Source organism: Coraliomargarita algicola (assembly GCF_033878955.1).
In the GTDB taxonomy this organism is placed as follows: domain Bacteria; phylum Verrucomicrobiota; class Verrucomicrobiia; order Opitutales; family Coraliomargaritaceae; genus Thalassobacterium; species Thalassobacterium algicola.
Genome location: NZ_CP138858.1, coordinates 14,486 through 40,141 on the forward strand (window position 1 = coordinate 14,486; position 25,656 = coordinate 40,141).

The 25,656-nt window shown below is 52.3% G+C and carries 17 protein-coding genes; 9 read left to right on the top strand and 8 right to left on the bottom strand.

The window, feature by feature from the left end; all coding sequences use genetic code 11:
• Nucleotides 1–14 precede the first annotated feature (14 nt).
• The gene (locus tag SH580_RS00065; RefSeq protein WP_319832957.1) at nucleotides 15–1,259 is read right to left on the bottom strand and encodes an LL-diaminopimelate aminotransferase; all 1,245 of its coding nucleotides are present in this window, start codon (nucleotides 1,257–1,259) and stop codon (nucleotides 15–17) included.
• Between the two features lie 86 nt (nucleotides 1,260–1,345).
• Between SH580_RS00065 and panC the strand changes: the two genes are divergently transcribed.
• Genes panC through SH580_RS00080 form a run of 3 tightly spaced genes read left to right on the top strand, consistent with a single transcriptional unit; the run spans nucleotide 1,346 to nucleotide 4,735 of the window.
• A complete protein-coding gene (gene panC, locus SH580_RS00070; protein ID WP_319832958.1) occupies nucleotides 1,346–2,188 on the top strand; it encodes a pantoate--beta-alanine ligase in 843 nt (280 codons plus the stop codon).
• 4 nt (nucleotides 2,189–2,192) lie between these two features.
• Complete coding sequence (gene nadB / locus SH580_RS00075) at nucleotides 2,193–3,794, top strand: L-aspartate oxidase (RefSeq protein ID WP_319832959.1); 1,602 nt, start codon at nucleotides 2,193–2,195, stop codon at nucleotides 3,792–3,794.
• A complete protein-coding gene (locus SH580_RS00080; RefSeq protein ID WP_319832960.1) occupies nucleotides 3,791–4,735 on the top strand; it encodes a ketopantoate reductase family protein in 945 nt (314 codons plus the stop codon). Before nadB ends, SH580_RS00080 begins: the two co-directional genes overlap by 4 nt.
• Nucleotides 4,736–4,841: 106 nt before the next feature.
• Here SH580_RS00080 and SH580_RS00085 read toward each other — a convergent pair whose 3' ends face one another.
• From SH580_RS00085 to SH580_RS00095, 3 genes are all read right to left on the bottom strand, one after another.
• Nucleotides 4,842–5,918 (bottom strand): histone deacetylase family protein, encoded by a 1,077-nt coding sequence (locus tag SH580_RS00085; protein ID WP_319835031.1) that lies wholly within the window; start codon nucleotides 5,916–5,918, stop codon nucleotides 4,842–4,844.
• A complete protein-coding gene (locus SH580_RS00090) occupies nucleotides 5,902–7,638 on the bottom strand; it encodes an acetyl-CoA hydrolase/transferase family protein (RefSeq protein ID WP_319832961.1) in 1,737 nt (578 codons plus the stop codon). The genes SH580_RS00085 and SH580_RS00090 overlap by 17 nt, the downstream gene beginning before the upstream one ends.
• A gap of 378 nt (nucleotides 7,639–8,016) precedes the next feature.
• On the bottom strand, nucleotides 8,017–10,401 hold the full coding sequence (locus tag SH580_RS00095; RefSeq protein WP_319832962.1) for an alpha-L-rhamnosidase-related protein: 2,385 nt from the start codon (nucleotides 10,399–10,401) through the stop codon (nucleotides 8,017–8,019).
• Nucleotides 10,402–10,482: 81 nt separating this feature from the next.
• Between SH580_RS00095 and SH580_RS00100 the strand changes: the two genes are divergently transcribed.
• Nucleotides 10,483–10,803: a cupin domain-containing protein gene (locus tag SH580_RS00100; RefSeq protein WP_319832963.1), complete on the top strand. Its 321-nt coding sequence runs from the start codon at nucleotides 10,483–10,485 to the stop codon at nucleotides 10,801–10,803.
• Between the two features lie 52 nt (nucleotides 10,804–10,855).
• The gene (locus tag SH580_RS00105) at nucleotides 10,856–11,371 is read left to right on the top strand and encodes a helix-turn-helix transcriptional regulator (protein WP_319832964.1); all 516 of its coding nucleotides are present in this window, start codon (nucleotides 10,856–10,858) and stop codon (nucleotides 11,369–11,371) included.
• A 444-nt stretch (nucleotides 11,372–11,815) separates the two neighbouring features.
• On the opposite strand, the gene SH580_RS00110 is transcribed toward SH580_RS00105, so the two are convergent.
• Genes SH580_RS00110 through SH580_RS00125 form a run of 4 tightly spaced genes read right to left on the bottom strand, consistent with a single transcriptional unit; the run spans nucleotide 11,816 to nucleotide 19,797 of the window.
• On the bottom strand, nucleotides 11,816–14,401 hold the full coding sequence (locus SH580_RS00110) for a glycoside hydrolase family 31 protein (protein ID WP_319832965.1): 2,586 nt from the start codon (nucleotides 14,399–14,401) through the stop codon (nucleotides 11,816–11,818).
• An 18-nt stretch (nucleotides 14,402–14,419) separates the two neighbouring features.
• On the bottom strand, nucleotides 14,420–15,760 hold the full coding sequence (locus tag SH580_RS00115) for an SGNH/GDSL hydrolase family protein (RefSeq protein WP_319832966.1): 1,341 nt from the start codon (nucleotides 15,758–15,760) through the stop codon (nucleotides 14,420–14,422).
• Nucleotides 15,761–15,763: 3 nt separating this feature from the next.
• Nucleotides 15,764–16,489: a hypothetical protein gene (locus tag SH580_RS00120; protein ID WP_319832967.1), complete on the bottom strand. Its 726-nt coding sequence runs from the start codon at nucleotides 16,487–16,489 to the stop codon at nucleotides 15,764–15,766.
• Between the two features lie 8 nt (nucleotides 16,490–16,497).
• The gene (locus SH580_RS00125) at nucleotides 16,498–19,797 is read right to left on the bottom strand and encodes a hypothetical protein (protein ID WP_319832968.1); all 3,300 of its coding nucleotides are present in this window, start codon (nucleotides 19,795–19,797) and stop codon (nucleotides 16,498–16,500) included.
• A 260-nt stretch (nucleotides 19,798–20,057) separates the two neighbouring features.
• Between SH580_RS00125 and SH580_RS00130 the strand changes: the two genes are divergently transcribed.
• From SH580_RS00130 to SH580_RS00145, 4 genes are all read left to right on the top strand, one after another.
• Complete coding sequence (locus SH580_RS00130) at nucleotides 20,058–21,155, top strand: substrate-binding domain-containing protein (protein ID WP_319832969.1); 1,098 nt, start codon at nucleotides 20,058–20,060, stop codon at nucleotides 21,153–21,155.
• A gap of 273 nt (nucleotides 21,156–21,428) precedes the next feature.
• Nucleotides 21,429–22,787 (top strand): PEP-CTERM sorting domain-containing protein, encoded by a 1,359-nt coding sequence (locus SH580_RS00135; RefSeq protein WP_319832970.1) that lies wholly within the window; start codon nucleotides 21,429–21,431, stop codon nucleotides 22,785–22,787.
• 91 nt (nucleotides 22,788–22,878) lie between these two features.
• Nucleotides 22,879–23,811, top strand: coding sequence for a dihydrodipicolinate synthase family protein (locus SH580_RS00140; protein WP_319832971.1), 933 nt, complete (start codon nucleotides 22,879–22,881; stop codon nucleotides 23,809–23,811).
• Between the two features lie 24 nt (nucleotides 23,812–23,835).
• On the top strand, nucleotides 23,836–25,635 hold the full coding sequence (locus tag SH580_RS00145; protein WP_319832972.1) for a sodium:solute symporter family protein: 1,800 nt from the start codon (nucleotides 23,836–23,838) through the stop codon (nucleotides 25,633–25,635).
• Nucleotides 25,636–25,656 lie beyond the last annotated feature (21 nt).

Here is a 25,656-nt window from a genome sequence, read left to right on the forward strand (position 1 = left end):
GTCGTCAGTCCGACTTAAAATACGAACTGATACTTTGCGAGTCGTTGGGCGATTTCGCCTGCGATTTCTTTCTCTTTGTCTTCGCCCGCGGCGGCGAAGGTCACGGAGAAACGCACGAAGCGACCGCAGTCATCCCAAGGCACGGTGCTAATGAGCTCGTTGGTGATGAGCCACTGGCTGAAGGCTTCACCGGAGTCGAATTCAGTGGTCTCGCCGTCGACAGTGGCCGACTTGGGGGCTGCGACATAGAGGAAGAAGCTGCCCTTCGGCTTTTTGGCGTTGAAACCGTTTTGGTTGAGTGCGTCGACCAGCAAATCCATGCGACGTGAGTACTTGCTCGCGATTTCGTCAGTGATTTGTGGGTTGGCCAGTGCCACCGCGCCTGCTTTCTGGATGGCGAGAAACTGGCCGGAGTCGGAGTTATCCTTCATGTCGGCGTAGGCTTGCACGATGAGTGGGTTCCCCACGACAAAGCCGATGCGCCAGCCTGTCATGTTGTAGCTCTTGGACAGAGAGTGCAGCTCGATTGCGACCTCTTTGGCGCCTGGCACTTGGAAGATGGAGACGGGTTTGCCTTCAAAGATGAGTGAAGCGTAGGCTGCGTCTTGAAGGATGATTAGGTTGTTCTTCTTGGCAAATTCGACTGCTTGGGCGAAAAACTCGAGCGTGGCGGATGCACCCGTCGGGTTGTTGGGGTAGTTGAGCACCATGATCTTTGCCTTGGCCAGCACATCTGCGGGGACGGCATTCAGGTCGGGCAAGAAGTTGTTTTCCTCGCGTAGCTCCATGTTGTGCACGTGGCCGCCTAGGTATTTTGCATGAGTGCCGAGCACGGGATAGCCGGGCACCGTCATGAGCACATAGTCGCCCGGGTTGATGAAGCAGGCTGGAATCATGGAAAGCGCAGTCTTGGAGCCGATCGAGTGGACGACTTCGGTGGCAGCATCGATGTCGTTGACTTCAAATACATCGGCCATGTATTGAGCGGCGGCCTTTTTGAATTCATCGCCCCCATTATCGGCGTAACCGCGGTTCTCTGGTTTGGCAGCTTCTTCTTGTAGTGTTTGGATGACGATGGGGAAGGCCATCTCGTCCGGCTCACCGACGCCCATGTCGATTAGATCTACGTCTGGTTTGGCGGCTTTGGCCGCCTTTTTGGCACGCTTGATCTTCTCAAACTTATAGATGGCAGTGGACTTGCCGTATTGATTGCCGCCGATGCGCTCGGCGAAGAGTTCCTGGATGTATGGATCGCTCATATTTGTCGTGTCGTTTGTGTGTGTTAAGTTCTGATTATGATTGTGAAAAATGGTACAAGGTAGTTAATCTCTACGAAAATCTTGTTATGCAGACAATTCAATCGGTAAATGAAATGCAATCTCACGCGATCGGCTTGCGCTCTAGCGGGCGCCTGATCGGGCTCGTGCCTACTATGGGCTGCCTACATGAGGGGCATTTGTCTCTAATTGATATTGCCAAGGAAAAGGCCGATAAGGTCATTGTTTCCATTTTTGTCAACCCCACCCAGTTTGGACCTAGCGAAGATTATGCGAAATATCCTCGTATGCTGGAGGCTGATATCGAGAAATGTCGCGAGCGCGGTGCAGATATTGTATTTACGCCCACCGTGGAGGATATGTATCCGCAGGGATTTTCGACCTATGTCAATGAGGAGAGCATTAGTGCGGGCTTGTGTGGAGTCACGCGTCCGCAGCATTTCCGCGGTGTGACTACGGTCTGTCTTAAGCTCTTTAATATCACGCGCCCTGATATTGCTGTATTCGGCCAGAAAGACGCACAACAATGTGCTGTCATCAAAAAAATGGTAGCGGATCTCAACATCCCCGCCGAAGTTGTGATCGGAGAGACTCAGCGCGATGCAGATGGTATGGCGACGAGTTCGCGGAATTCTTATCTCACTGAGAATCAGCGTGAAGAGGCCTGTAATATTTCCAAGGCTCTGATGATGGCTAAAGATATGGTCGATGCGGGCACGAAGAGTGTGGATCGTATCGTCGCTGAAGTGACTCATCACTTGATGCACTCCCGGCGGATTCGTGTGATCTATGTGCAAGTCGTAGACCGGGAAACAATGGTGCCTGCTCGTGAGATTTTACCCGGCCAGCAATTACTCTGCGTCGCCGCGTGGGCGGATCAGACTCGCCTGATCGATAACATTAAACTCTAAGCGAATGTCTAAATTTTACGATGCAATTGTCATCGGTAGTGGAATTGCTGGGTTGAGCTTTGCATTAAAGATCGCCGAAGCAGGCCACCGTGTGGCTATTATTACCAAGAAGAATTCGGCGGATTCGAATACGAATTATGCACAGGGGGGCATCGCTGCGGTGACATCCCAGACCGACGATGTCGAGATGCATGTCGCCGATACCTTGGATGCCGGTGATGGTCTCTGTGATGAGCAAGCAGTGCGTGAAATCCTAAAGGATGGTGCCGCGAGTATCGAAGAGCTTGCGCGTCGTGGGGTCGCGTTCACACAACTCGACGATGGTCGTGTGTCTTTAGGGAAGGAGGGGGGGCATTCCAAGCGCCGCATCTTGCACGTCAAGGACGTGACCGGTAAAGCGATTGAGCAAGCGCTGATTCACGGGATCACTCATTCTGAAAACATCGAGGTCTTAGAGCATCATTTTGCGATTGAATTGATCACCGCCAGCAAGGTGCGCGCAGTGGGCCTGGACCATCAGCGTGACAAGGTGCTCGGCGTCTATGCGCTCAATAGTAAGACTGATGCCGTGGAAACCTTCGCCGCCTCAGCCGTGTTGCTGGCGACTGGTGGCATCGGTCAGGTATACCAATTCACCACGAATCCGTCCATTGCGACTGGAGACGGTATCGCCATGGCCTATCGTGCGGGGGTGGAAGTGCGTAACATGGAATTCATTCAGTTTCATCCGACAGCCCTCTATGCCAACGACTCGGATCGTTTCCTCATTAGCGAAGCCGTGCGCGGAGAAGGAGCGATTTTGCGTAATTTTGAAGGGGAAGCCTTCATGGAGCGCTATGATCGTCGTAAAGATTTAGCTCCGCGTGATATCGTCGCGCGCGCGATCGATTCCGAGATGAAGCAATCGGGGGCACCTCACGTTTGGTTGGATGCACGTGGTGATTCGGCGGAAGTCATACGTGATCGCTTTCCAAATATTTATGAGCACTGCGCGGACCTGGGGATCCACTTGGAGAAAGATATGATTCCTGTTGTGCCGGCGGCGCACTACCTTTGTGGCGGTGTTAAAACCAATCTGGATAGCGAGACTTCACTCAGTGGGCTCTATGCCTGTGGCGAAGTCGCCTGTACGGGGCTGCATGGTGCCAATCGTTTGGCGAGCAATTCACTGCTCGAAGCTGTAGTGATGGCAACGCGTGGTGCCGAAGCACTTAAAAAATACCTCGCCGATGCCGAGCCCGAATCCTTCGAGCTACCAGAGTGGAAGGATGGCGATTTGCGGGATTCGGACGAACGTGTGATCCTTTCGCATAACCTGGATGAGTTGAAGCGCACGCTGTGGGACTATGTGGCGATTGTTCGCACCACCAAGCGCTTGGAACGTGCCCGCACACGTATTCAGAATCTGGATCGAGAGATCAACGAGTATTATTGGAATTTTAAGGTCGATGAAAGCCTGTTGCAGTTGCGAAATATGATTTTGGTGGCAGGTTTAATCATTGATTGTGCCTTGCAACGTAAAGAAAGCCGCGGTCTACACTACACACTCGATTATCCGAACAAACTCGATCAGGCAATAGATACTACAGTCGGTAAATTTAGATGAAAGAATTCGACCTAGGACGATGGACCTTAGTCGGCCCTGGTGCGGTCGGCCTCTATTACGGTGGGCGCATTGCTTGTCCCAGTCGCAAGCTTAGCGTATTAGCGCGTAGCGATGCGGCAGCACTGGAGGCGCATGGCATTCGTATTGCCATGGTGGACCCCCGGACTTCGGAAACTGTGGAGTCCATTCAAGCCACGCTTGATCATGTGACGCGCGATGCCAAGACGATGGGGCCTACGGATTGTGTGATAATTGCGGCCAAATCGACTGTGAACGAGCAGTTGATCGACTCGCTAAAATCAATTGTCGAGCCTGGGCACACGGTTCTTTTATGCTTACAAAATGGCATGGGGAACGCTGAGTTTTTTGCGAAGCATTTTCCCGAAAACCCCATTCTGTCTGGGCTTTGTTTCGTATGTGTGAATCGCACCGCGCCCGGCTACGTAGAAAATTATCATCCCGGCCGTGTGGAAATCGGCTCCTTGCAGGATCGTTGGCCGCAGGCCGCACAGACAGTAGTCGATGTTTTCAATCATTCAGGCATCGTGACAACGCATGCAGAAAAGCTCGATTCCGCGCTTTGGCGGAAGCTTTGTTGGAATGTGCCCTTTAACGGACTGGCAATCGCGGCCGGAGGGATTACCACCGACGTCATTTTATCCAATCCTGCATTGGTCGAACGCGCCCGTAAATTGATGGAAGAGGTGCGTGAAGCGGCAACACTGGCTGGGCACCGGATTTCCGATAAATTTATAGACGGCCAATTTTCAGTGACAGAAAAAATGGGCGCATATAAGCCTTCCTCGCTCATAGATTATTTAGCTCAACGGCCAGTTGAGCTAGAATCCATCTGGGGAGAGCCACTACGCCGCGGTCAAGTACTCGGCGCAAATATGTCGGAATTGGAAAAGCTCTATCAAGAGCTGAAAGCGCTCTTGTAAGTGCGTTTGCAATGGTGTCATTGTTTGCCTGTGCCTGCATTTATCCTAAAGATGAGTTAGGCGATCTTCAGAAGTTTACTGAAATCTCAAGTCATTTGAGGAAAAATCATCGCATCGCCTGCACATGGGCGAGGGCGGCGGAGACTAGACCGGCGGGATTGTAACCGCCTTCCAATACGGAGACGATGCGCCCCTCGGCATGTTTCTCTGCTAGTGCCATGACTCGTTGCGTGAGTTCTACAAAGGTTTCGTCTTCCCAATTCAAGCCGCCCAGTGGGTCGCCTTTGCGGGCGTCGAAACCGGCTGAAATGAATATGAATTCGGGTTTAAAAGCCTCGAGTGCGGGGCCGCCTGTAGTATCCCAAGCAGTCAAAGCTTCGTCAGAACCCGACCCTTCGGGCAAGGCTAGGTTTAGCGTGGCTTGCGACGGTGGGCGATCCGTGTCGCCATCTGAATTGCCAGAATAGTTCCCACTCTCGTGTAGAGAAAGGTAAAAGGTGTTGGGATCTTCGGCAAAAATCGCTTCGGTCCCATTGCCGAAATGAACGTCCCAATCCACGATCGCGATGCGTTTGAGCGTGTAGTGTTTCCTCAAATAATTCGCTGCGATAGCCACGTGATTAAAAATGCAAAAGCCCATCCCGTGGTCGGCGGTGGCATGGTGCCCCGGGGGGCGCACCGCGCAAAACACACGTTTCACTGTCTGCTGCATGACCGCATCGGCTGCGGCCAATACCGAGCCGGTGGCTTCTAAGGCGACGTCATAGCTGTCGATGGAAATTGCGGTGTCACCCGTGCGGAGGATATCCGCGAAGCTTTCGACGTCGCGATACACGAGGTCTTGGTAATAAGCCTCATGCGCCAATAGCACTTCCGATGTGCTGGCGCGTCGGCCGGGCAGGCGCAGGATTTCTGCGGGCAGTCCTTCCAGTGCCTGACGCAGCATGCGATAGCGCAGCGCCGATTCCGGATGCCCCGAGCCAGTGTCGTGATGCTCATAAAACGCATTGTAATGCAGTCCTAGGGCAGGGATGTCGGCTTGCGATGATTGTGCCGATTGTATCCGCTCCTGAATTTGACGATGACGACTGAGAACGCCCGCAACGGGAATGTCGAAATGCCGCTCCGCCGCAGAGATCGGATCCTTGCTGCGGCCTCCGGCCTGTTCAAACAAAGCAGCCATCGCGTGATTCTTCTGCAGCACCGTCGCCCAAAAAGTCTGAATGCCACGCTCGGCAGCGATGGTTGCCAGTTCGCCGAATAGGTACGCTGGCCATGCCTGCCCGTCGGGTGTCTTCATGCACGACAAAAGCGACTTCGGCCGTGTCGCCTCCGGCATCCAGATAATAACGGGCAATCGCTCGGAGCGCTCCCTTGCGATCAAAGACTCCCAGCGCGAGGTCTTTTTCCTGATCTACGGCTGCTAATTTATAGGCCGACTCGCCGCTCATTCGCTCCCGTTGATGGCCGTAGCGTAGACGCACCGTTTCTTCATCGTGCGAATAAAAGAAGTCCTGCAGCACCGACATGTCGCTGGGGTGGAGTGGGCGCAATTGGAAGCGACCGATCTTGAAATCGATCATTTTGGATTCCAGCTCGTCACGCGCACCGCCCGGCATGGTGAAGAATTTTGGCACCCAGCCTCGGTTCCATGCGCCCTTTAAGAGCTCTTCCCGATCGTCGGGGTGGGCAATCTCCACGAGTCGCGCCACACGCTCGCGGATGCTGCGTCCGAAGATACTGGCGACTCCATATTCCGTAACCACATGATGAATGTCGCTACGGCTGGTGCAGACACCACTCCCCGGCGCGAGGTCCGCCACGATACGAGCCGAATTATCGTCATCCGAGCGTGAGGTTAAAACCACGATGGGCTTGCCGTCATTGCTGGCACCCGCTCCGCGGGAAAAATCCTGCAGCGAGCCGACCCCGCCGTAAAAGTGGTGCCCGCTCGAGTCACGCACCACCTGTCCGGTCAAATCGACCATGCGCGCGCCATTGATGGCGACCATGCGTTCATTGCGGGCGATACGATCCGAGGCATTCACCCAGTCACTGGGGTGTAGCTCCAAGTCTGGATTCTCGTGCACAAATTGATAGAGCTCCTGACTGCCGAGCACATGGCTGGCAATGGATTTCCACTGCTTAAACGATTTGCGGGAATTATCCACCGCGCCCTTACGGATGAGATCCATAAATGCATTGGTAAACATGCCAGTGTGAATGCCGAGGTTGCGATGTTGATGCAGGGCTCGCAGCACCGCCTCCGGGCTATTACCCAAGCCCACTTGCAGGGTCGAGCCATCTTCGATCAATTGAGCCGCATAGCCTCCGAGTAATTCGTGCCGCTTGTCGATGGAAGGCGAGAGCGTCTCGGGCAAGGGCAGGTCCTGTTCGATGAAGTAATGAATCTCCGAAGCTGGAATCAGGCTATTTCCCCCCGTGCGCGGCATTTGGGGGTTCACTTGGGCAATGACACAGCGGGCGGTGGTCGCTGCGGCCTGCACCACATCCACACTGACGCCTAGGGAGCAATTCCCGTCTGGCCCCGGGGGGCTGACTTCGATCAGCGCCACATCGACCTGCAGCGGACCTTCACGAAATAGACGAGGCACCATAGACATCGGGCAGGGCGTATAGTCCGCTTGCCCACGGCTGACCGCTTCGCCGACATCAGGTGTCAAAAAGAAAGAATTCGTCCGCAGCATCGACTCATATTCCGCCGCGATCCACGGGGACTCGTGTAAACTGTGAATGTGCACCAGTTCGATATCCTTGAGCTGATGGGCATGAGCTAGCATCGAACGCACCAGGGCCAAAGGCATCGCCGCGCCGCCTCCGATGAACACCCGGCTGCCCGGGCGCAGCAACTTAGGCCAATCCTCTGTGTTTAAAGGCTTCACTGCTGAAAAATTCCCTTTCGATTCTCATCGCTGAGGGCATGCGAGGGATGGTCCAGTTTCTGTGCATTTGCAGTCATTGTGGAAGCATCTATCAGTCGGTTCAGAAAGTAAAGATGGCATGTCTTGAGTCATTGAGAGCGGTGTAATTATTTTACAGGGCAAACATCCTCGCGAGTGCAGTTCGGACTTCCACTTTTAGGCGGCAGTAAATACACAAGCGATTGTGCGTACTTGCCTGAAGGCGCACTCCGAATTTTGGGTCAAAATTCGGATCGACCTTGGATTTTAAGGAGAACCCACTCACGGCATTTCGCCGCCTTTTAGGAACACTGTGATGGTGATTCGGGCACCGCTGATCTTGTTGCGAGACTGGCAGCCCTATAAGCATATCATTTGCTTTTCGTCTAAACCGATGTTGTTTAGTTTGTAGTGATAGTGGCCGCTTTCTCGCTCCATGACGCCGTTTAAGTTGACTTGTGCTTGCATGCCTTCGGGCAGTCGTAGTTGTCCTGTAATTTGATTGTCGACTCGCTTCCAGGAACTGTGAATGAGGCCCTTTGGACTCGGGATGGTGACCTCGGCGGATTGGCCAATGAAGCGGGGGCTAAAGTCAATCGTCTCCCATGCCGGACTTTGTTGACGCACGCCGCCGATGATTTGCATTAGATGGAAGAGGGGATGCGCGGACCATGCGTGGGAGAAGCTTTCGACGCCTTTGACGGGATTGAAATTTTCCCAGGTGGTGCCGTAATCGACCATCGGAGTCCAGCGCTTGCGGATGTCAGCCACGACTTCATCCCCATAGCCGCGTTCGCTGAGGATGCTATAGACATAGGTGATCCAATACGCCGAGGGTTGAATGTCGGTCTTTAATTCGCCCTTCACATAAGGAAGGATGCGCTGCTTCAGCATGCTGCTTTCATGTGCGGGCGCGAGCCCCGTGAGTAGGGCTAGTGTTTGGGCATGGACGGAAGTTTCGCCTGCGATGGCGCCGCTTTCGGTATAGCCGCCCTGCATGAGGCCTTCCTCGTTGATGAGCTTGACTAGCTCGGTGCGCAGGCGGCTGGCTTTCTCAGTACACGCGCGGCTCGCGGCCGGGTCGTCGATCAAGTCATACAGCTGTCTTAGGCGGTCGAGTGCATGGAGATACCATAGATTGTAGACACTGGAGCAGCCTTCTTTGTGCAAGTCGGTCCAATCGAGAAAGAGCCAGTAACGGTGATCGTAGCGTAGCAGGCCTGTCTGTGCGTCGATCTGGCGTTCGAAATAATCGAGGGCGGTCCGTATGCTTGCTTGGTGCTCAATAAAGGGCTCCAGTGAGCCGGTTTGCCAGTAGTAATCCCACAGCGTGAGCATCCATATCAAGCTGAAGTCGGGCAGCACGCAAGTGTGCGCCATTGTCGGCGCGTGGCCATAAGTGATCCCGTCGCGCGTGCTTTGCCCGGCGATTTGATCGATGCCACGTTTGAATAGGCGCGCGTCGCCGCTCAGGTGGAATGTGTTCCAGGCTTGGACGCGTGCGTCGCCCCACCATTGGGCTTGTTCGCGCCATGGGGTGTCGACATAGGCATCCATGCTGCAGACACGCTCGGTCCAGGCGCAGGTTTCCCAGATGGTGTTTAAGTCTGTGTCGGAGCTTTTAAATTGCCCGTGTATTGTGTGCGGGTAGACTGTGGTGCGTAGGCGCGGGCGAATGCTCAGTGGCTGGGTGTTGTTGCGCACTAGTAGTATCATATGGCGAAAACCAAAGGGATGGTAAAACATGTGTCGCTGTTGGCCCGCTCGGCAGATGAGCCGACTGCTGAAGGCCATGTGGCAGTGGGTCTGAGGGATGTAGTCGGGGCAGAGTTTTTCGGAATCAATGGTTTCGTAGTGATGGGCCTCGACGATTTCACCTCCTTCGGCGCCTTCTATTATCAATTCGAGGCTGCCTACGTAGGTTTTTCCCAAGTCGATGAGAACGCTCCGCCAGTGACCTGGATCACTGGCTTTGAACTGTATTTGCTCGGCTGAGTGCGTGGGGGCCGACTGGTGGGTGAGCCCTTCGTTGAACTTGTTGACAGAGAGGTTGCGCGTGCTGAGGTAGTTTGGGTGGTTGGCTCCCTCGGCTGTGCCGATCACCTGTCCGAGACAGAGCTCTTTTTCTTCCAGCATCGGGATGTCGCGGGCTTTCACCGTGTACCAGGGTAGGCAGCCGAAGGCTTTGGCCTCAATCGGTGCCTTCCATGATTGGTCGTCGTAGTCTGCGAGCATCCAGTCGGGTGATTCCTGCCGAAGGTCGATGCTTTCCTGCGCAAAGAGTTGTAGGCTGGTCGGCACCGTGTCGCGCTGCATGCCGGACTGACGTCGGCATTTCCAACTCGCGTCGGTCAGGATCCGGGTCTCGACCCATTCGGCTGCGAGCAGCAAACCCGCAAAGCCCTGATGCACATATTGAAAATTGCTACAGCCCGGGTTGTGAGCGCGGATCGCGATCAGGTTGCTGCCTGTTTGCAGGTAGGCGGTGAGGTCGACCGTATCATAGGGCCAACTGTGCTGGTAGCCACGTGCAGGGCCCCGGCAGATGTAGCGGCCATTGACGTAGAGTTGGTAGGATTGGTCGGCTGTGATGTGCAACGGGGCGTCACTCGGCAGCTCTGCCAATTCGAAACTGCGACGGAAAAGTGCGTAGCTATTATGCAAATCCCAGTGCGGACTGTCCGGCCAGATCCATTGGGCCGCTTTGAGTATTTCGGGGAGCTCGGGAGAAGTCGATGATGCCATGCGATATTAAAGCACTTTAAGCTCTGAAAGTGTTACCTTTTTTTAGCTGTAAATACTCCCAAAAATTGACATATCACAGATGTGGTTGATTTCACATATATTGAAGATCAACGTCGGGGGCACTTGGAAGTGTCGCCGGAGCTTCGTTTCTTTATGAATTATGAGCAGGCGCAGGCAGAACATGTGGCGCACTCTCATAACTATTTGGAGCTCGCCTTTATTCTGAGGGGCCACGCGCGGCACCTCACGGTGAAAGGGGAGAGTATCTGCCGCAGTGGGGAGCTGATTGTTATTCCGAAAGGTGCCTGGCATGGCTATTCGGATTGCCAGGATTTAGAGCTTGTGAATTGCTTGTTTTCGCCGCAGTTATTGTTCGCGGGAATTGGCTTGGTTGGAGGATGACCCGGATCTGGCCGCTCTACTGAGATTGGGACATTACACATTACATCCCAGAGTGTTAAAACTTGAGGTGACTGCTGCGGATCGTGAAGCAGTCAAACAGTGTCTTCTTTGTGTGCAGGATCATTATCAGATGGGGGCAAGCATGCCCCTCTTGCTTGCGTCCTTGCTGCAGTTATTGGAGTCTTTGCGGACCACATGCCGTGGCATTTCATCGTCATCCATCTGCGGGCGGGACATTCATCCATCGGTTCTCCAAGCGCTGACTCTGTTTCGTGAGCAAATGGATGAGGACTGGAATTTATCTGTATTGGCAGATCAATTACATCTCAATCCCAGTTACTTAGTGCGACTTTTTCGCTCTCAGGTGGGGGAGCCTCCCATGAAGTGTTTGGCCCGCATGCGGGCAGAGCGCGCGGCGAATTATCTGCTCAGCACTCGTTTACGAGTGGGGGAGATCGGACAACTTGTCGGTTGGTCCGACCCCAAAGTTTTTTCCCGAAATTTCCGTCAATATTTTGCTCAGCGAGCCAGTGAATATCGCGAACATATGTTAGGGGCCATTACGTAGCTTTGTTTACCGTTGGAGTATAGTTGCAAGCTATGAGTAAGGAGTGCTCGCAGTGAGTGTCCCGGCGAGCTTGGCTTTAAACTTCATGTGACTTGAGCTGGTTTGAGACACAGTTGCTCTAGTGCCCGACTTTGCTTCGTGGCTGTGCCTGTTGTGATTGTTATTTATGTGCGATGGCCGATGTGATGCCATCAACACTTACTATCAATGCTCGATACGACAGTCACGTTTCGCTGGTAGACAAGGCCGAAGCACGCAAGGCAGAACATCCTGAGGAGAAATAGTCCATTGCGAATGCTTAGACGCTTTGTGTCCTGCAAGCCTTATTATTCGGCCGATTGGGGATGTCTTAACTGGCGGTGTCATGTCGCTTATAGTTCGCACTATAAGCGACACACGATTTTTACGGCCTAACCTGTTATGCCAATCCTCTGTTGGTTGGCTCTACTTTGTTGCTTTCAGGATGGCGACCGCCTTCTGGTTTTTTAGCACTTGGCTGGTGACTTTGCCCTGGCGCTTCTCCAATAGTTTGCAGAAGTCGCTGTGCTCTACTACCAGAGTCTTCCACTTTTCTGAGAATTGGCTCATTTCCTCTAGCAAGCGCTCCGGGCTGTGGCTGATGCGGTTACCGGTTTGTGCCAACCATGGCAGCGAACGTTGGTAAGGCGTTAAATTGAGAGCAAAGGCGCCTGCTTGAGCAATTTTCCAGGCTTGAAGCAAGCGGCCTTGTCGGTAGACGAACTGATCGATTTCTGCGGATTGGGGCAGGGGGGCTTTCTTGATTTCAATGACATTGTCAGTCGAGAGATCCAGATCTCCTAGATCGATGATGATCTCCATGCGATCACCCTGATATTTCCATGATTTGGATTTTCCACGGGAGTGATACATGATCGTTTCTTGATTCATGCGGATGTGCTCCGGAATGCCAGTAAATGGAATTCTTAATTGAGTCTTTCGCTGTTGCAGGAAGCCTTCGAAGTGGCCCTCCGGCATCTTTTGTATGCGCACGCAGAGTCCCTGACTTGTTTGGGTCTGCTGAATACAGATGCGTGCGACTTGACCATGCTGGTAACCGGTGCTTTCACCGTCGTCCTCGGTCCAGACATATTGTCCATTAGCCCCTTCGATTACGATGATTTCCAGATCGTTGTAACTTCCGGTGCCTGTCCGTTGTGTGGGTTTTTGTTCGACCCAGATGGTTCCAGGCTTCACGAAGACCGGGACTTGATCCAGTGCATAGCTTGCCTCGCTCCACTTGGGTCCTTCGTATTTAAGACCTTGGCTGTAATCGATCCATTCGCCCTCGGGGATCCATATTTTAGTCTGGCTTAGCTCTGTTTCCGGATCGGCTGCATGTGTCACAGGCGCGACCAGCATGTGCCGACCGAAGAAATATTGATCTTTGGCCAGGTATGCGTCTTCGGCCTCCGGATACTCGTAATACATTGGCATACAGAGGGAGGTGTTCGTCTGCCAGCAGTGACACAGCTCCGAAGTGATGTAGGGGAGGAGCTGATACCGCTTGCGAGCCGTTGCGATCAGCACGTCTTGATAGGGGCGTTTGTAGTTCCAGAGAAAGCGATGATCTTCGGTGCTCTTGGTTTCGTGTAAACGGAGAATTGGGCTATAAGCCCCAAATTGCACCCAGCGGGTATACAGCTCGGGATCGGTGGAATCGGTCATGAAGTGTCCGCCGATATCATGACTCCAGTAGCCATAGGCGACATTGGCTGCGGTCGCGGTGAAGTAAGGTTGGAATGCCAGTGTGTCCCAAGTGATGTGGGTGTCTCCGGAAAATCCGATCGGATATCGACCAGCTCCTGGGCCACCAAAGCGGCTGAAAATCATCGGACGCCGTTGCGGGAAGCGTGTGGCCAGGTCGCGCCAGTGCAGCTCATTGATCCATGGTAAGGGGTCGAGACCTTCGATGGCGGTTGTCTCCCCTTGCTGCCAGTCCATCCACCAGAAACGCACTCCTTGGTCTTCGAAAGGGTGGTGCAAGTGACGGAAATAGGCATCCATGAATTGTGGATCGGTACAATCGAAAGGAACGGTCTCGCCTGATTGAGGGTCGATGCCCATTTCCTGGCACACGTCTGGATAGCGGTCTTCATGTTTGGCCACGCCATCGGCCGGATGCAGATTCATGGTGATCTTGATGTCTTTATCCCGAATATAGGATAAGGTGCTTTCGGGGGCCGGAAAAAAGGTCGGGTCCCAGCTATAGCCGGTCCAGCCTAGTTTGTGCCAGTCCATGTCGATTACCATGACATCAAAGGGGATGTTAAACTGGTCGTGGGTTTCGATGATCTCTTCCAAGTCTCGGTCGGTGAATTCCCAGAAGCGGGAAAACCAGAGGCCGAAAGCAAAGCGGGGTGGGATCGGCTGCTTGCCTAGGAATTGAGTCACCGTGCTGAGGCCACGATAGTAGTCGTGTCCATAGCTAGCAAAATAGGCATCTTGTGTCAGTCCATCTCGCCGAGCGGCGACCCACGGTTCCTGCTTCGAGTTGACTGCACTCAATGGGATGGTCGCTGAATCATCGTAGAAGGTGTAGCCACTGCGCGAGATATAGCCGGGGATGAATTCGGGCGTGCTGTATTTGAGTTTGGCTTCAGCCAATTCCCAAGTAAGGACATTTTTGCCATCGTTTTGAACAATCTGTTCGCCATCCATTTGGTCGAGTGTTCGTAAGGTACCTGGCAAAGCTTGTTCATCTTTGAGCCCGAAAGCCCACGTGCCCTCAATGCCTCCCGAACGATATTCGATCTGTAAATTGTCCTGAGTAAAACCTTTACCGGTTTCCGTGTAGGAGAGGGTCAGCTCTTCTGTTTTTATCTCGATCGATTGGTCGGTTTTGCTGACGAAATACTGTGTCGGTTTGATCGAGCGCTCCGCAACCGCCAGAGTCGGTGCATCGAGAAAGTTGCCATTTTCGGCGTATTCCAGACGAATGAGATTCGCCGCCATGACTGTAAAACGGGCATGCTTGTCGAATGTGATGATTGGATCAGACTGAGGATTCATTAAAAAATGGAAGTGAGGTTATTGGACGAGTTCGCCTTCGATCAGGAGCGCCCCGGCATACCAGCGGTAGTCGGCGTATTTCAGAGGTGACTGCTCGAAGTCGTGGCGATTGCGTTCAAAGAGTTTCTGTTTCTTATTAAAGGTTTCGTCCAGGACTCGTATGGAGATTTCATGCACGCTGTCTTTGAGGTCCTTTCCGATATCCAGCGTGGAAAGACGATGATAAGTGCAGTAGCCATCCATCCGAGGTTTCTTTGTTAGCTGACCATCGATTGTGATTTCAAGCATGGCGCCATCCGGTCCCAGTAAATCGTAGATCCTCACTTTCGTGCCTTTAAACTTGAACTGAAGCTGTGCGCCGGGTGTTAGCATGAAAAGCGGTGACATGCGGCTTTTGAAGCGTTTAGCCACTGCATTGTCTGAGGGGGAGAGCAATTCCACCGGTCCGCTCAGCATGTGGGTGTTCAGTGCGATTTGTTTGGCATTCTCCCAATTGTCTTTTCGAATCGGGCTTGCCAACTGGTGCGGTGCTTCTTCTGCGATGTCTTGTATCTGCGTCATGCTGCGAATGAGCGCTTCGGTATACAGGACGTGTCCAGTTTCCGGGTACGGATGGATGCCATCTTTGGAGAAAATAATCCGACCGGATTCATCTTTGGCGAGCGCGGCGGCTTCGTTGAGTTCGTCTCCCGATACACGTGTCATCGGTGCATTTGTCTTCATGACCAGTGTGCCCGCCTTTTCCATCTGAGCGGCCTTGAGCCCCAAGTGTATGCTTGGGATTCCGTAATGATCCGCCACGATTTCCATGGCGCTGGTCGACAGCTTCGCTTTCCCATTGGCGACTTCCTTGGATTCCCTTGAGGTTAGAGTATAGACAAAGCAGATATCCGTCTCCGGTAATCGGTGCCAGGTCTTCCTGACGATACCTTCCATCGCCCGGAGGATGTCGTCTGGATTGGCCCGATAGTCATTCACTGCAAATTCCACAAATAACAGATCCGGTTTGCTGGCGAGTGCGTCGGCTTCGACACGGAAGACGCCCAGTTCAGAGCCCGTGCCACCGATGGCCGCGTGGACTCCAGTGAATGAACTGTCGGGAAAGCTGTCTTCCAGCCACGTCTGACTCAAGACCCGCCAGCCCTTTTGGGCAGTGATGCTGCCACCCAGATAGGCGATCGTGATCGGTTTTTGCTGTTCAATCTTGTGGAAGAAATTGGGCAGACCATCGCGTTGGACGAATTCTTCAGGTTCACGAATCGGATACGCTTCGTTCTCATCCGCGCTGAATCCAGTGACTGATCCGAGCGTTAAGAGTGTGAGTAGGCATGCCGTTTTACGGATTGATGTTAGGCTCATGATTTAAAATACGATTCGTATGATTTTCCATTTTTTGCTATCTGAATACGGCTCGAGCAGAATGAGGCTTCGTGCCTTGCTCGAAAGTGAGAGAGAGGTGGTTCGTTGCGTGACCCATTCGTTGTCCACTTTAGTGGCGAGCATGACAGGGCTACGTTCTCCATCGGATTCGACTGGCAGTGAGATGACTCCGCCCGCTGGGATGATTTGTTGGTTCTTCCCATATTTAAATGCGATTTCCTGGGTGGAAAAGTTCACGAATAAGGGTTCGCCCTCTTTGAACCGATTGGGGTCCAGGTTCATGACCCGGCTCATTTTAAGCGGGGTCCCGTTGGCTCCGTTTATGTTTTCTTGGGGAAAGACAAAGGCGACAAACTCTGAGTTGTTTGCGGGAATCTTCAACTCGGTGTAGGCCTGCTTCACCAAGCCGATCTCATCTTCTTGGACTTTAGTGAAGAGACGTATTGGGTTGGGGCCGGTATAGTGCATGGTAGCTGTTTTTTTTCCTTCACGCGGTTGAAACCAATGGATGCCTTTGATGTCCTGATAACCGAGCTCGGGTAAAGCTGTAAGATTGCTGCCTTGTTCGATATATTGGTTTTGTGGCCAAATGTAGATTGAAAAATTTACATCGAAAATGGGCTCTTCTTCATTCTGCGCGTTCACGCAAAATGTTAGGGCGCAGAGTGTCGCCAGCATAAAGAGGTACTGTTGTATTTTTTCGGTCATGAATGTTTTTATATGTTTTCGGGGGAAAGCCATTTGAATGAAACGATTTTAAAGCGCCTGCCGGTCTCGGCGTCGATGGGTTCAAAGGCGTTGCCGCTTTGACTCTCGACGGGAATGACCGTTCTTTGAACGATGGCTTCGCAAACAGCTACGGTGGGGTCTTCGGTGTTGTTTATGTCACTGCTGTCGCCATAGGCACGGATGACAAAGGTGTCGGACCGCGCTTGGAGCGAAATGCCCATACGTTCTACCAGATCGCCTTGTGTCAGAAAACCAGGTATGCCGTGGAGTAGAGCACCTTCCATCGCCTCGGTGCTGTAGTCGTCGAAGGACTCGTAGGTAGTCCATGCACCTAAATATTCATCCGACGTCACGCTCAGGCTTCCAGTCAAATCTTCATTGATATCGCTATTGTCGATGGCGGCTTGTAGTGCCCCCACAATGCTTTCCTGTAAATCTGATGAGTCTGGTGAGCGATTGAGGAAGTCGGCTAAGGACATGAATGGACCACGCGCCCTGACTTCTTCCACGATGTACTCCGCCAACTCTTGTATTTTTTCGACATCCAAGCGTCGAAAGCCGGCGTAGGCACTGTCTGAATACTCATTTCCTGAGTCAAAAGCTCCGAGCAAAGGGTAGGGGCTCCGAACCATCGGCGAGTGTTCCCCATCGGACAGAATATTGCCATCTTCGTCGGTCTCGATGTCAACATTGAGGAATGCGCAGAGTTGTATCGTCCAGGCCATTACAGAGGTTGAGTTTACGTTGAAGGCACCGTTGATCAGCATGTTGGCCGCGGCCTCATCAAAATCGGTCAGGGCGGCTTCCCAGTCTGTCGCACTGCGATCCGTGCCTTCCGGATTGTTCAATATCAGTCGTGTATTGGGTAACTCGGGCAGACGGTCTCCCGATGTCCAATCCTCCCAGCTTTCGTTGAACCAAGTCTCGCTGGCCGTTGACATGTAGTAGCGATCGAACAGGGCCTGGTTGAGTAAGTAGGACCAATCGTAGTGAACGGCTGAGTCGACCAGTGCTTCTGAATCGCCGGAACCTTTTGGATGCCAAGCCATGGGCCAATCATCGCGCATGGTTTGCTCGATGAGCAGGCGAGGATCGGCTAAGGATTCCCCGATCTGGTAAGTGGGTCTAAAACTGTCGTATGCCAGATATGAATGTGCGTATTTTTGCCGCACGGCACCCGAACCTTTCATCGATAGGTTGGCATGACGGAAAGCTCCAATCGAACTGATCTCCTCTCGGCTTCGCGGTATATTGTATAAGACGGTTCTTGAGGGCGGGTGCTCCGGAGAAAGACCTACGTTTAGCGATCTGAACTCGGTGTTGTAGGTATTGGCGCTATTCGAAGTGCCGCCAATATAAGTGGGGGCCGTATTGAAGCCTTGTTGTCCGTTATCTTGATAGCTTTGCGGTTCTCTGCCAATTCTGGATGCCCGCGGATTATAGTTGGCCAGCCAACGGATCTGCCGCCACGCCTTAGTCTCATCTGTGATGACAAGTTCGGGCTGCCTGAGTGTGACCAAAAAACCAAAGATCGGACCCTCAATATTTCCTGAAGCACCAGTGAAGACGGTTTCCGCATCGGGCAGAGCTGCGGAGGCGGCATAAGGAGCCATCGGTTCGAAAGTCAGATCCGCTGGGCTGGAATTTGACAGGGCGGCGTGGCCATAGATTGTTACGTCTTGAAGCACGAGAGCCAGATCGTCCAGTGTGCTGTAATCCTGATCTAGGTCTGACTCGTTGTATGCCACGCCGATGGTGGAGAAGTTTGAGTTATGGGCATCATTGGTCAGCGACATTTTGAGGTCAGTATAGCCTGCTGGAATGGTCACCGTGGGGCCGTCAATGTAGAGGTAGCGATCCCGGTCGCCGGATGCTAGAAAAACGTCAGTGTCATCGTAAGCGCCGTTCATATTGGGGGTTAAGACTACGATCTCGCCCGGTGGAATGTCCGGTAGACTCAAGTGAATGGGGAAATCCAGTAGGGTTGCTGTTGTTGCGTTAATGGACTGCGATGCTCTAGTGCTATCAGTGTACATGACATTGGCTTTGACTTGAGGTGCCATCTTCATCCAAGCGAGATAGTAATCGGTGCCTTTCAAAGTCGCGTCGTAAGGGTTCCAGAAGGCAATTAGCGGCAGGAGATGTAGGCGCGTCGTGTAGGTGCCGTCGCTATTATCGATTAGGCTACCGTGTATCCAATATTGAAAATGTAGGAGCACTGGCAGGATCGCTCCCGTATCATCTTCCATCGCCCGCGTCTGAAGACTGCTATTGAAACCGCTTCCACTCAACGCGTCAGGTAGTTCGTAATATGCTTTTAGTTGGCTCCAGGTGGGCCCACCGAAGTCGCTGCCGTTGCTCATCTGTGGTCCAAAAATCTGATCGCTGCCATGGTAGTCCACTAGCTCAGACAAATTACCTTCGAAGACCGCATTGAGACTCTTTTTGAGGCCTCCGTCGCGGACATTTGTGAGCAAGCCGTGGGAGTAGGGTGTGATGTCGTAAAAGGAATCTTTTAACGCGTCTGCGTAATTTGTAATGCCTTTCGACTGAAGGATGAGTGGCAATTCGCTCGCGCTGATCAGCCCCGAAAACAGTGTGTTGTTGGCTAGTTCCTCAAACAGGATGCCGGGCGCGGTTTGTTCGGCGAAGAGCGCAGGCTTAGAATTCGTTGGCCTATCTGCCTCATCATCGATGCCCACGTCGAGACTTGCTCGCGTGCCCAGGTCTCCGACCCACCAAGCGTAGTGTCCTTTTTTGGTGGAATTGGATACCTTGTCGATTTCTTTACGCGGCGTGGCCACATAGCCGCTATTTGAGTTCGCACTCCCGGAGCCGACTAGCACTGCGAGATCATCGTCATCCAAGTCGCCGGAAGCGGTGAAATTGGCGGTGAAATCCCTAGCCCTTTGGATGTCAGCCTCATCCTCGTAGCCGGAAATAAGATAGGATAGGAAGTCACCACTCGTGCTGTCCCAAACCGCGGTCCATCTTCGATTGCCCCCCTTTACGAGAGCTTGGGCATCAATGGCATCGGCGACTTCGGTGCTAATGTCAGCGTTGGCGGTGACCCGTTGATCGGGGCCAGCATAACGTTGTAGGTTTCCTAGTGCGAGGTTGAGAGCTAGCAGCGCGTTTTCTTGAGCGAGCGTTCTTTGCTTCTGTGTTTGTGCTGATTTTGTTTCCACCTGAATCAGAGTGGTCAGGGAGAGCAGGAGTAGTAAAACAAAGCTCATCAGGGTGAGTGCCGTGATGACTGCGAATCCATCTGTTCGGATCTTTTTCATGCGTCGACATGTTGGAGCGCATCCTGTGGGGGAGCCTTGAATGGGGTGTGTGATTAAGCATGTCATCTAGAAAAAGAATAATGAATTCTACCTATAAATATGTGAGGGGAGGATGGAATGTAGATAAATGTTGTAAAAAATGATACTTATTTTGATTCTTCTTACTGACAATTTTTATCTATTGGTTTCATTCTGATACCAATTTTACTGATGCGAGAGTTGCATCGCTCTTACATCATTTTTCGACAACGCACCCTACCATGTCTAAACCTAGTCATCGACTATCCGTATTAGCACAAACCATTGATTTGATTAAAGGAGGTATATCCAACCGAATTTGGGTGGGATACTTGCCTCAGGAGAGGTTACTGAGCGAAGAGATCAACGTCAGTCGCAGTACGATTCGACGTGCCTTGGCGGAAATCGAGGCCTTGGGTATGATCGAATCTGGCCATCGTGGGAAACGTCGGAAGATCATCGCTAGTGGCAACCAGAGTCTGGGAACGGTGAAGCATCAGAATGCCCGGGTTATCTGGTTGACGCACGATGAGAGTTATCAACTGCCGTCCTTCAATAAGAACGTATATATCGAGACGCAGAAACGCCTGGCTATGAATGGATGCGACTTGAACATGATTACTCTGCCTTTTCGCTCTCGAGTCAACCCATCCGCATATTTGAACGATTGGGTAAAGGATCATCCGGCAGATGCTTACTTGCTACACTCGATGTCACCCAATGTGCAAAGTTGGTTTTCGACTCATCAGCGTAATTCATGTTTACTAGGCAATCAGGCGAAAGATGTGAACCTTTGCAGTGTGGCAGTTGATGTGGAAGCTTCGGTGTATCATGCTGTCGGTATGCTCCGGCGCTTGAAGCATCAACGGATCTGTATGTTCTATCGTTCCGTGCCCCGCTTGGTCGGCGAATTGCAATGCCGTGACGCGTTTAAGGACAGTTCGACGCCGGATGTTAAATTGGATGTGATTGGTCTTAGTGAGGACGAGGTCTTGATGAGGGATAATATGAAACGAATCTTTCTTGGACGGGGTTCTAGGCGTCCAACTTGCATTGTCTGTACTCTGCCGTTTCTTGCTGTTTATACAATGACTTGGCTACTTAAGCATGGCTTCAGTATTCCTGAAGATGTATCGATCCTTCTCTTGCGTTCTCAGAACCTGCTACGCTTTGTCTGTCCGAGCTTTGCCCATTATGCGGTAAATGAAAAGCGCTTTGCTCCACTGGTCGTGAATCGTCTTTTAGATATTGTGCGTTCGGGAGCTAGTAATGGGCGAAAGGTGGTCTTTACCCCTGAGTTTGTTTCCGGAGAAAGCCTTGGAGAGCAGGCGGCTGAGTAACTGATACGTTGTTCCGTTTTTCGAAGGGGGGGGGGCTTTTATTATTTGTTATGCATGGTGTTTGGTATCACCTCGTGGTGGTGGCATCTTGGTGGATTGCATTGGTGGCTTCTGCGTAGCCGTTAGTATGTGCAATGAGACTATGTTTATTGGTATCAATATGACACCAATTGATTCAAATTGATGTAAATATTTCGATTACTAGGTTTTTTATCCGTATTCATGTCGTCCATACGTCGGCAATTATTCACCCTAAATACACCATTAATAATTATGAAAGAATCTCCTCAAAATTCGCTGGTTTATTCCCGCACCCCAAAGCTTGCTTGCACGCTGATGTCCATGTTGGCTCTAGCCGCTGGTTCCTTAAGTGCCGCGGACCTATATTTGCCTAACAGCAGTGTCGGTGGCACTTGGGACTATACTTCATTGAATTGGGCGACCACATCTGGTGGCAGTGCAGATACCGCTTGGACTAATGGTAACAACGTGGTTATTGAATTTACGGGAAACAGTGCTTTCAAGCTTGGCGAATCCGATTTGCAGGCGGCTGATTTTACCGGTGCTGCGGGGCGCATTATCTACTTGCAGGGTATCGCTGGCGAACAGAACCAACTGGAAGTGACCGGGGCCGGTTCTGGTGAGGTGCATGTATGGGGGACGAGTGGTAGTGGTGCCACAAATACTCTGAAACTATCTGGAAGCACTGGATGGGACGGCACTCTTAAGCTTCGCGACGGATCGCATAACCGAATTGTTCTGTCCAACGCATCGGCCTTCAGCACAGACACGACTCTAGAATTTGTCAGCGGTGGTTTGCTCTTGCTGGACGCGGCCATCGGTGGACAGACAACTACGCTGGGCCAATTGTCCGGCACGAGTGGAGCGATTAGCGCCAATTACGGAGCTGCCGATGCCGGGGTTAAGACATTGCGCGTCGAGCAATCGACCGATACCAGCTTTTCCGGGCAATTTGCTGCCGGGACTAGTGGACGTGAACTCGCTCTGAGCAAAGCTGGGACGGGGTCGCTGACGCTCACGGGTGCACTCAATCATGGTGGCGGTGTGACTGCTGAAGCGGGTGAGTTGGTGATTACTTCTGCGGCAACGACCAGTGGCCAAGGAGATTACGTAGTTTCCAATGGCGCGACACTCCGTGTCGATAACACGATTAATTTTGGTGCCGGTGCGACCTTGACTGTCGAAGCAGGTGGTGCGCTCGCTCCGGGATCAGAGGCTTCAGTGGGCACTCTGACTCTTGATGGGACCAGCGGCGCTGGCTTGGTCTTCGGCGATGGTGCAACGGTTGATTTCCGTCTGGGCGTAAGTCAGGATGAAATTATTCTGCTTGGTTCGAGCATGGTTGGAGATGCCCTGGGTGGTGAGGACAGTATTATTTTTAATTTTATCAATGAGGGGATGGTCGAGGGCGATTTTTACGACTTGATTACCTTTGGCGATACGCCTGCGATTGCTCTCTCTGCTTTCACTTCGAACTTGGAAGGCACGTTTCAGTATAGTGGCAATATTCTTCAATTTGGTTATTCGGTGATACCTGAGCCATCCTCTTCAGTACTTATGCTGGGAGCTCTTGCCGGGGGCATGGTTCTCCTGCGTAGACGCACACGCTAAATCTCAATAGCGCTTCTTTTTTTATCATGTAGAGTGTGAAGTCTGTCTTGGGCCAGACTTCACACCATAGGTTGTTTTGTCTCTAAATATAATGACGATCAAGTATCAAGGCCTCGTGGCTGCCCCGTTCACTCCATTCGGAGAGGACGGACAGTTGAATCTTTCAATTATTCCGGCATACGCGAAAATGCTACGTCGACGTGGGGTCGTGGCCGCGTTTATCTGTGGCACGACTGGTGAGGGCGCCTCGCTGACCTGCGAAGAACGCGAGGCAGTTGCTGAGGCATGGATGCAGGCGCGACCTGAGGGCTTTCAAGTTATCGTGCATGTGGGGCATACCTCGCGCAACGAAGCCTGTCGCTTGGCATCTCATGCTGAATCTATTGAGGTGGATGCGATTTCGAGCATGGCACCTTTCTTCTTTAAACCAGAGGATACGGAAGCCCTGTTTGACTGGTGTGATGCGATTGCCCGCTCAGCGCCGAGTTTGCCTTTTTATTACTACAATATTCCGAGTATGACGGGGGTAGCGATTCCAGCGCGCGAGTTGTTGGAGTTTGCCGATGGGCGCATCGCGAATCTAGCAGGCGTGAAATATACCTATGAGGATATGGATGATTACCGTGCTTGCCTGGCGATTGAAGACGGTAAATACGATATTTTATTCGGGCGCGACGAACTGTTGTTGGAAGGCTGGCAAGCAGGTGCCAAAGGTGCGGTGGGGAGCACTTACAATTATGCTTCACCGCTGTATGTTAAGATTATCGAAGCTGTCGATTCGGATGATTTGCAGGAAGCCCGCCGTTTACAGGATCTGTCCATTTCCATGATCGACGTATGCAATTCTGTCGGCGTGAGCCATTTGGCTGCCAGCAAGGCGTTGATGCCCATGCTGGGGGTCGACTGTGGTCCGGTACGTAGCCCGCTGAAGCAGATGACTTCTGCTCAGAGCGATGAGATGTTGAAACGACTGGAAGCAATCGGTTTCTTTGACTTTGCAGAGCTTAGTCTCCCCTCAGTATAAGAAGCCCATGCTTTCATTGTCGTTATGTTACTAGAGTATATCAGTCTGGGGATCTACCTTTTGATCCTACTTATTCTCGGAGCTTACTTTGCTCGTTTCAATAAGGACCTGAGCGATTTTGTGCGGGGTGGTGCCCAGGGAACCTGGTGGTTGGTGGGTTCCAGCATCCTGATGGCCGGTATAAGTGCGTTCACGTTTACAGGAAATGCGTCGGCTGCCTTCGAGGCGGGCCCTTCGCTATTGGTCATCTATGCGGCCAACTGTGCCGGGTTTATCGTCGGCGCGATTTGGATCGGTCCATGGTTAAGGCAAACGCGGGCGTACACATCTGTCGATGTGGTTCGCAACCGCTATGGGGTTGCCGTTGAGCAATTCGGGGCTTATTTCGGAATGGTCCTGGGCCCGATCGGTGCTGCCATTCAGTTGTATGCTCTTTCGCTGTTTGCCAGCACGGCTCTGGGGCTGCCTTTGACGCCGACGCTGATCACAATTGCCGTGATCGTTGTCTTTTACTCCACCAGCGGAGGTAAATGGGCGGTGATGGCGACTGACTTTGTCCAAGCATTGGTGATGTTTTCCATCACTCTGCTGGTCTGCTATTTGTCATTGCGGGCCATTGGGGGTGTCGGTGGATTCCTGTCGCACTTTACAGATCCCAAAATCAGCCAGGACTATAGCTTCTTCAAGGACGCGGGCCAATTTCCCGGTGACCGCTACACCCTTAAATGGGCAGTCGTAATTTTCTTCATGCAGCTGAATTCACAAATTGGCCTGACTTCGGCGACTCGTTACATTGCCGCTCGCGATGGACGCGAGGCATCGAAAGCAGCCTGGTTCAGTTGCGTGCTGATGGCGATTGGCAGTCTCGTCTGGTTCATTCCGCCGATGGTAGCACGCTTTCTGTTCGAAGCAGACATCTTGAATTCCGGTTTGGATAAGCCGTCGGAAAACGCCTATGCCTTCATTGCGATCAAGCTCTTGCCCGATGGTATGGTCGGTATGTTGATTGCCGCTATGTTTGCTGCGACCATGAGCAGTATGGATTCCGGTTTGAACGGGCAGGTGGGTATCTTGGTTCGCAATGTGATTCCGCGACTCCGTTCCGTCTTCGGTTCGAAACACGAGCTCAGCCGGGCTGTGGAGATGCGGATTTGTCATGTGGCTACTGTTGTCCTCGGTTTACTGATCGTCATCTGTGCCTTACTCTTAGCTAAAAACGATGAAATCGCGCTCTTTGATGTCAGCCTGATGGTGGCTTCAGTGATCGGCATTCCCATGTCTTTCCCCTTATTCCTAGGGCTCTGGTTCAAGTCATTACCGAAGTGGTCCTATTTCCCGATCTTCATCGCCTGTTTGGTTCCGTCGCTCTGGTCTTTCATTGATGGGCGTTATTATGACAACGCATGGACGATTCAGGACCGTGCCATGTGGATTATGCTTTTGGGCTGTATTGTAGCCATCGTGTGCAGCTTGTTGGGACGCTTTAAAAGCCAGAAGGATGTGGATGAGATTGAGGACTTCTATCGTCAGATGCATACGCCCATTGATTATGCGGCGGAGATTGGCGAGAGTGAGGTGGACTACGAACAGTATTTCGTCATCGGCAAAGCCTCGTTGGTGATTGGTGGTTTGATCTGTTTTTTACTGCTGATTCCTAACAGCTTTTCGGAACGTGCTTCGATACTTTTTGTGGCCGCTTTCGTGATTTCGGTCGGCTTGTGGCTGTTGGCTGGCGGACGCCGTATCAAGCGCCACTACCTTGATCGGGAGGCCACTTCAGGCCTGTCTCAAAAGGTGTGCTACGAGTCGCGGAAAGAACTCTAATTTTAACCTGTATTATTTATT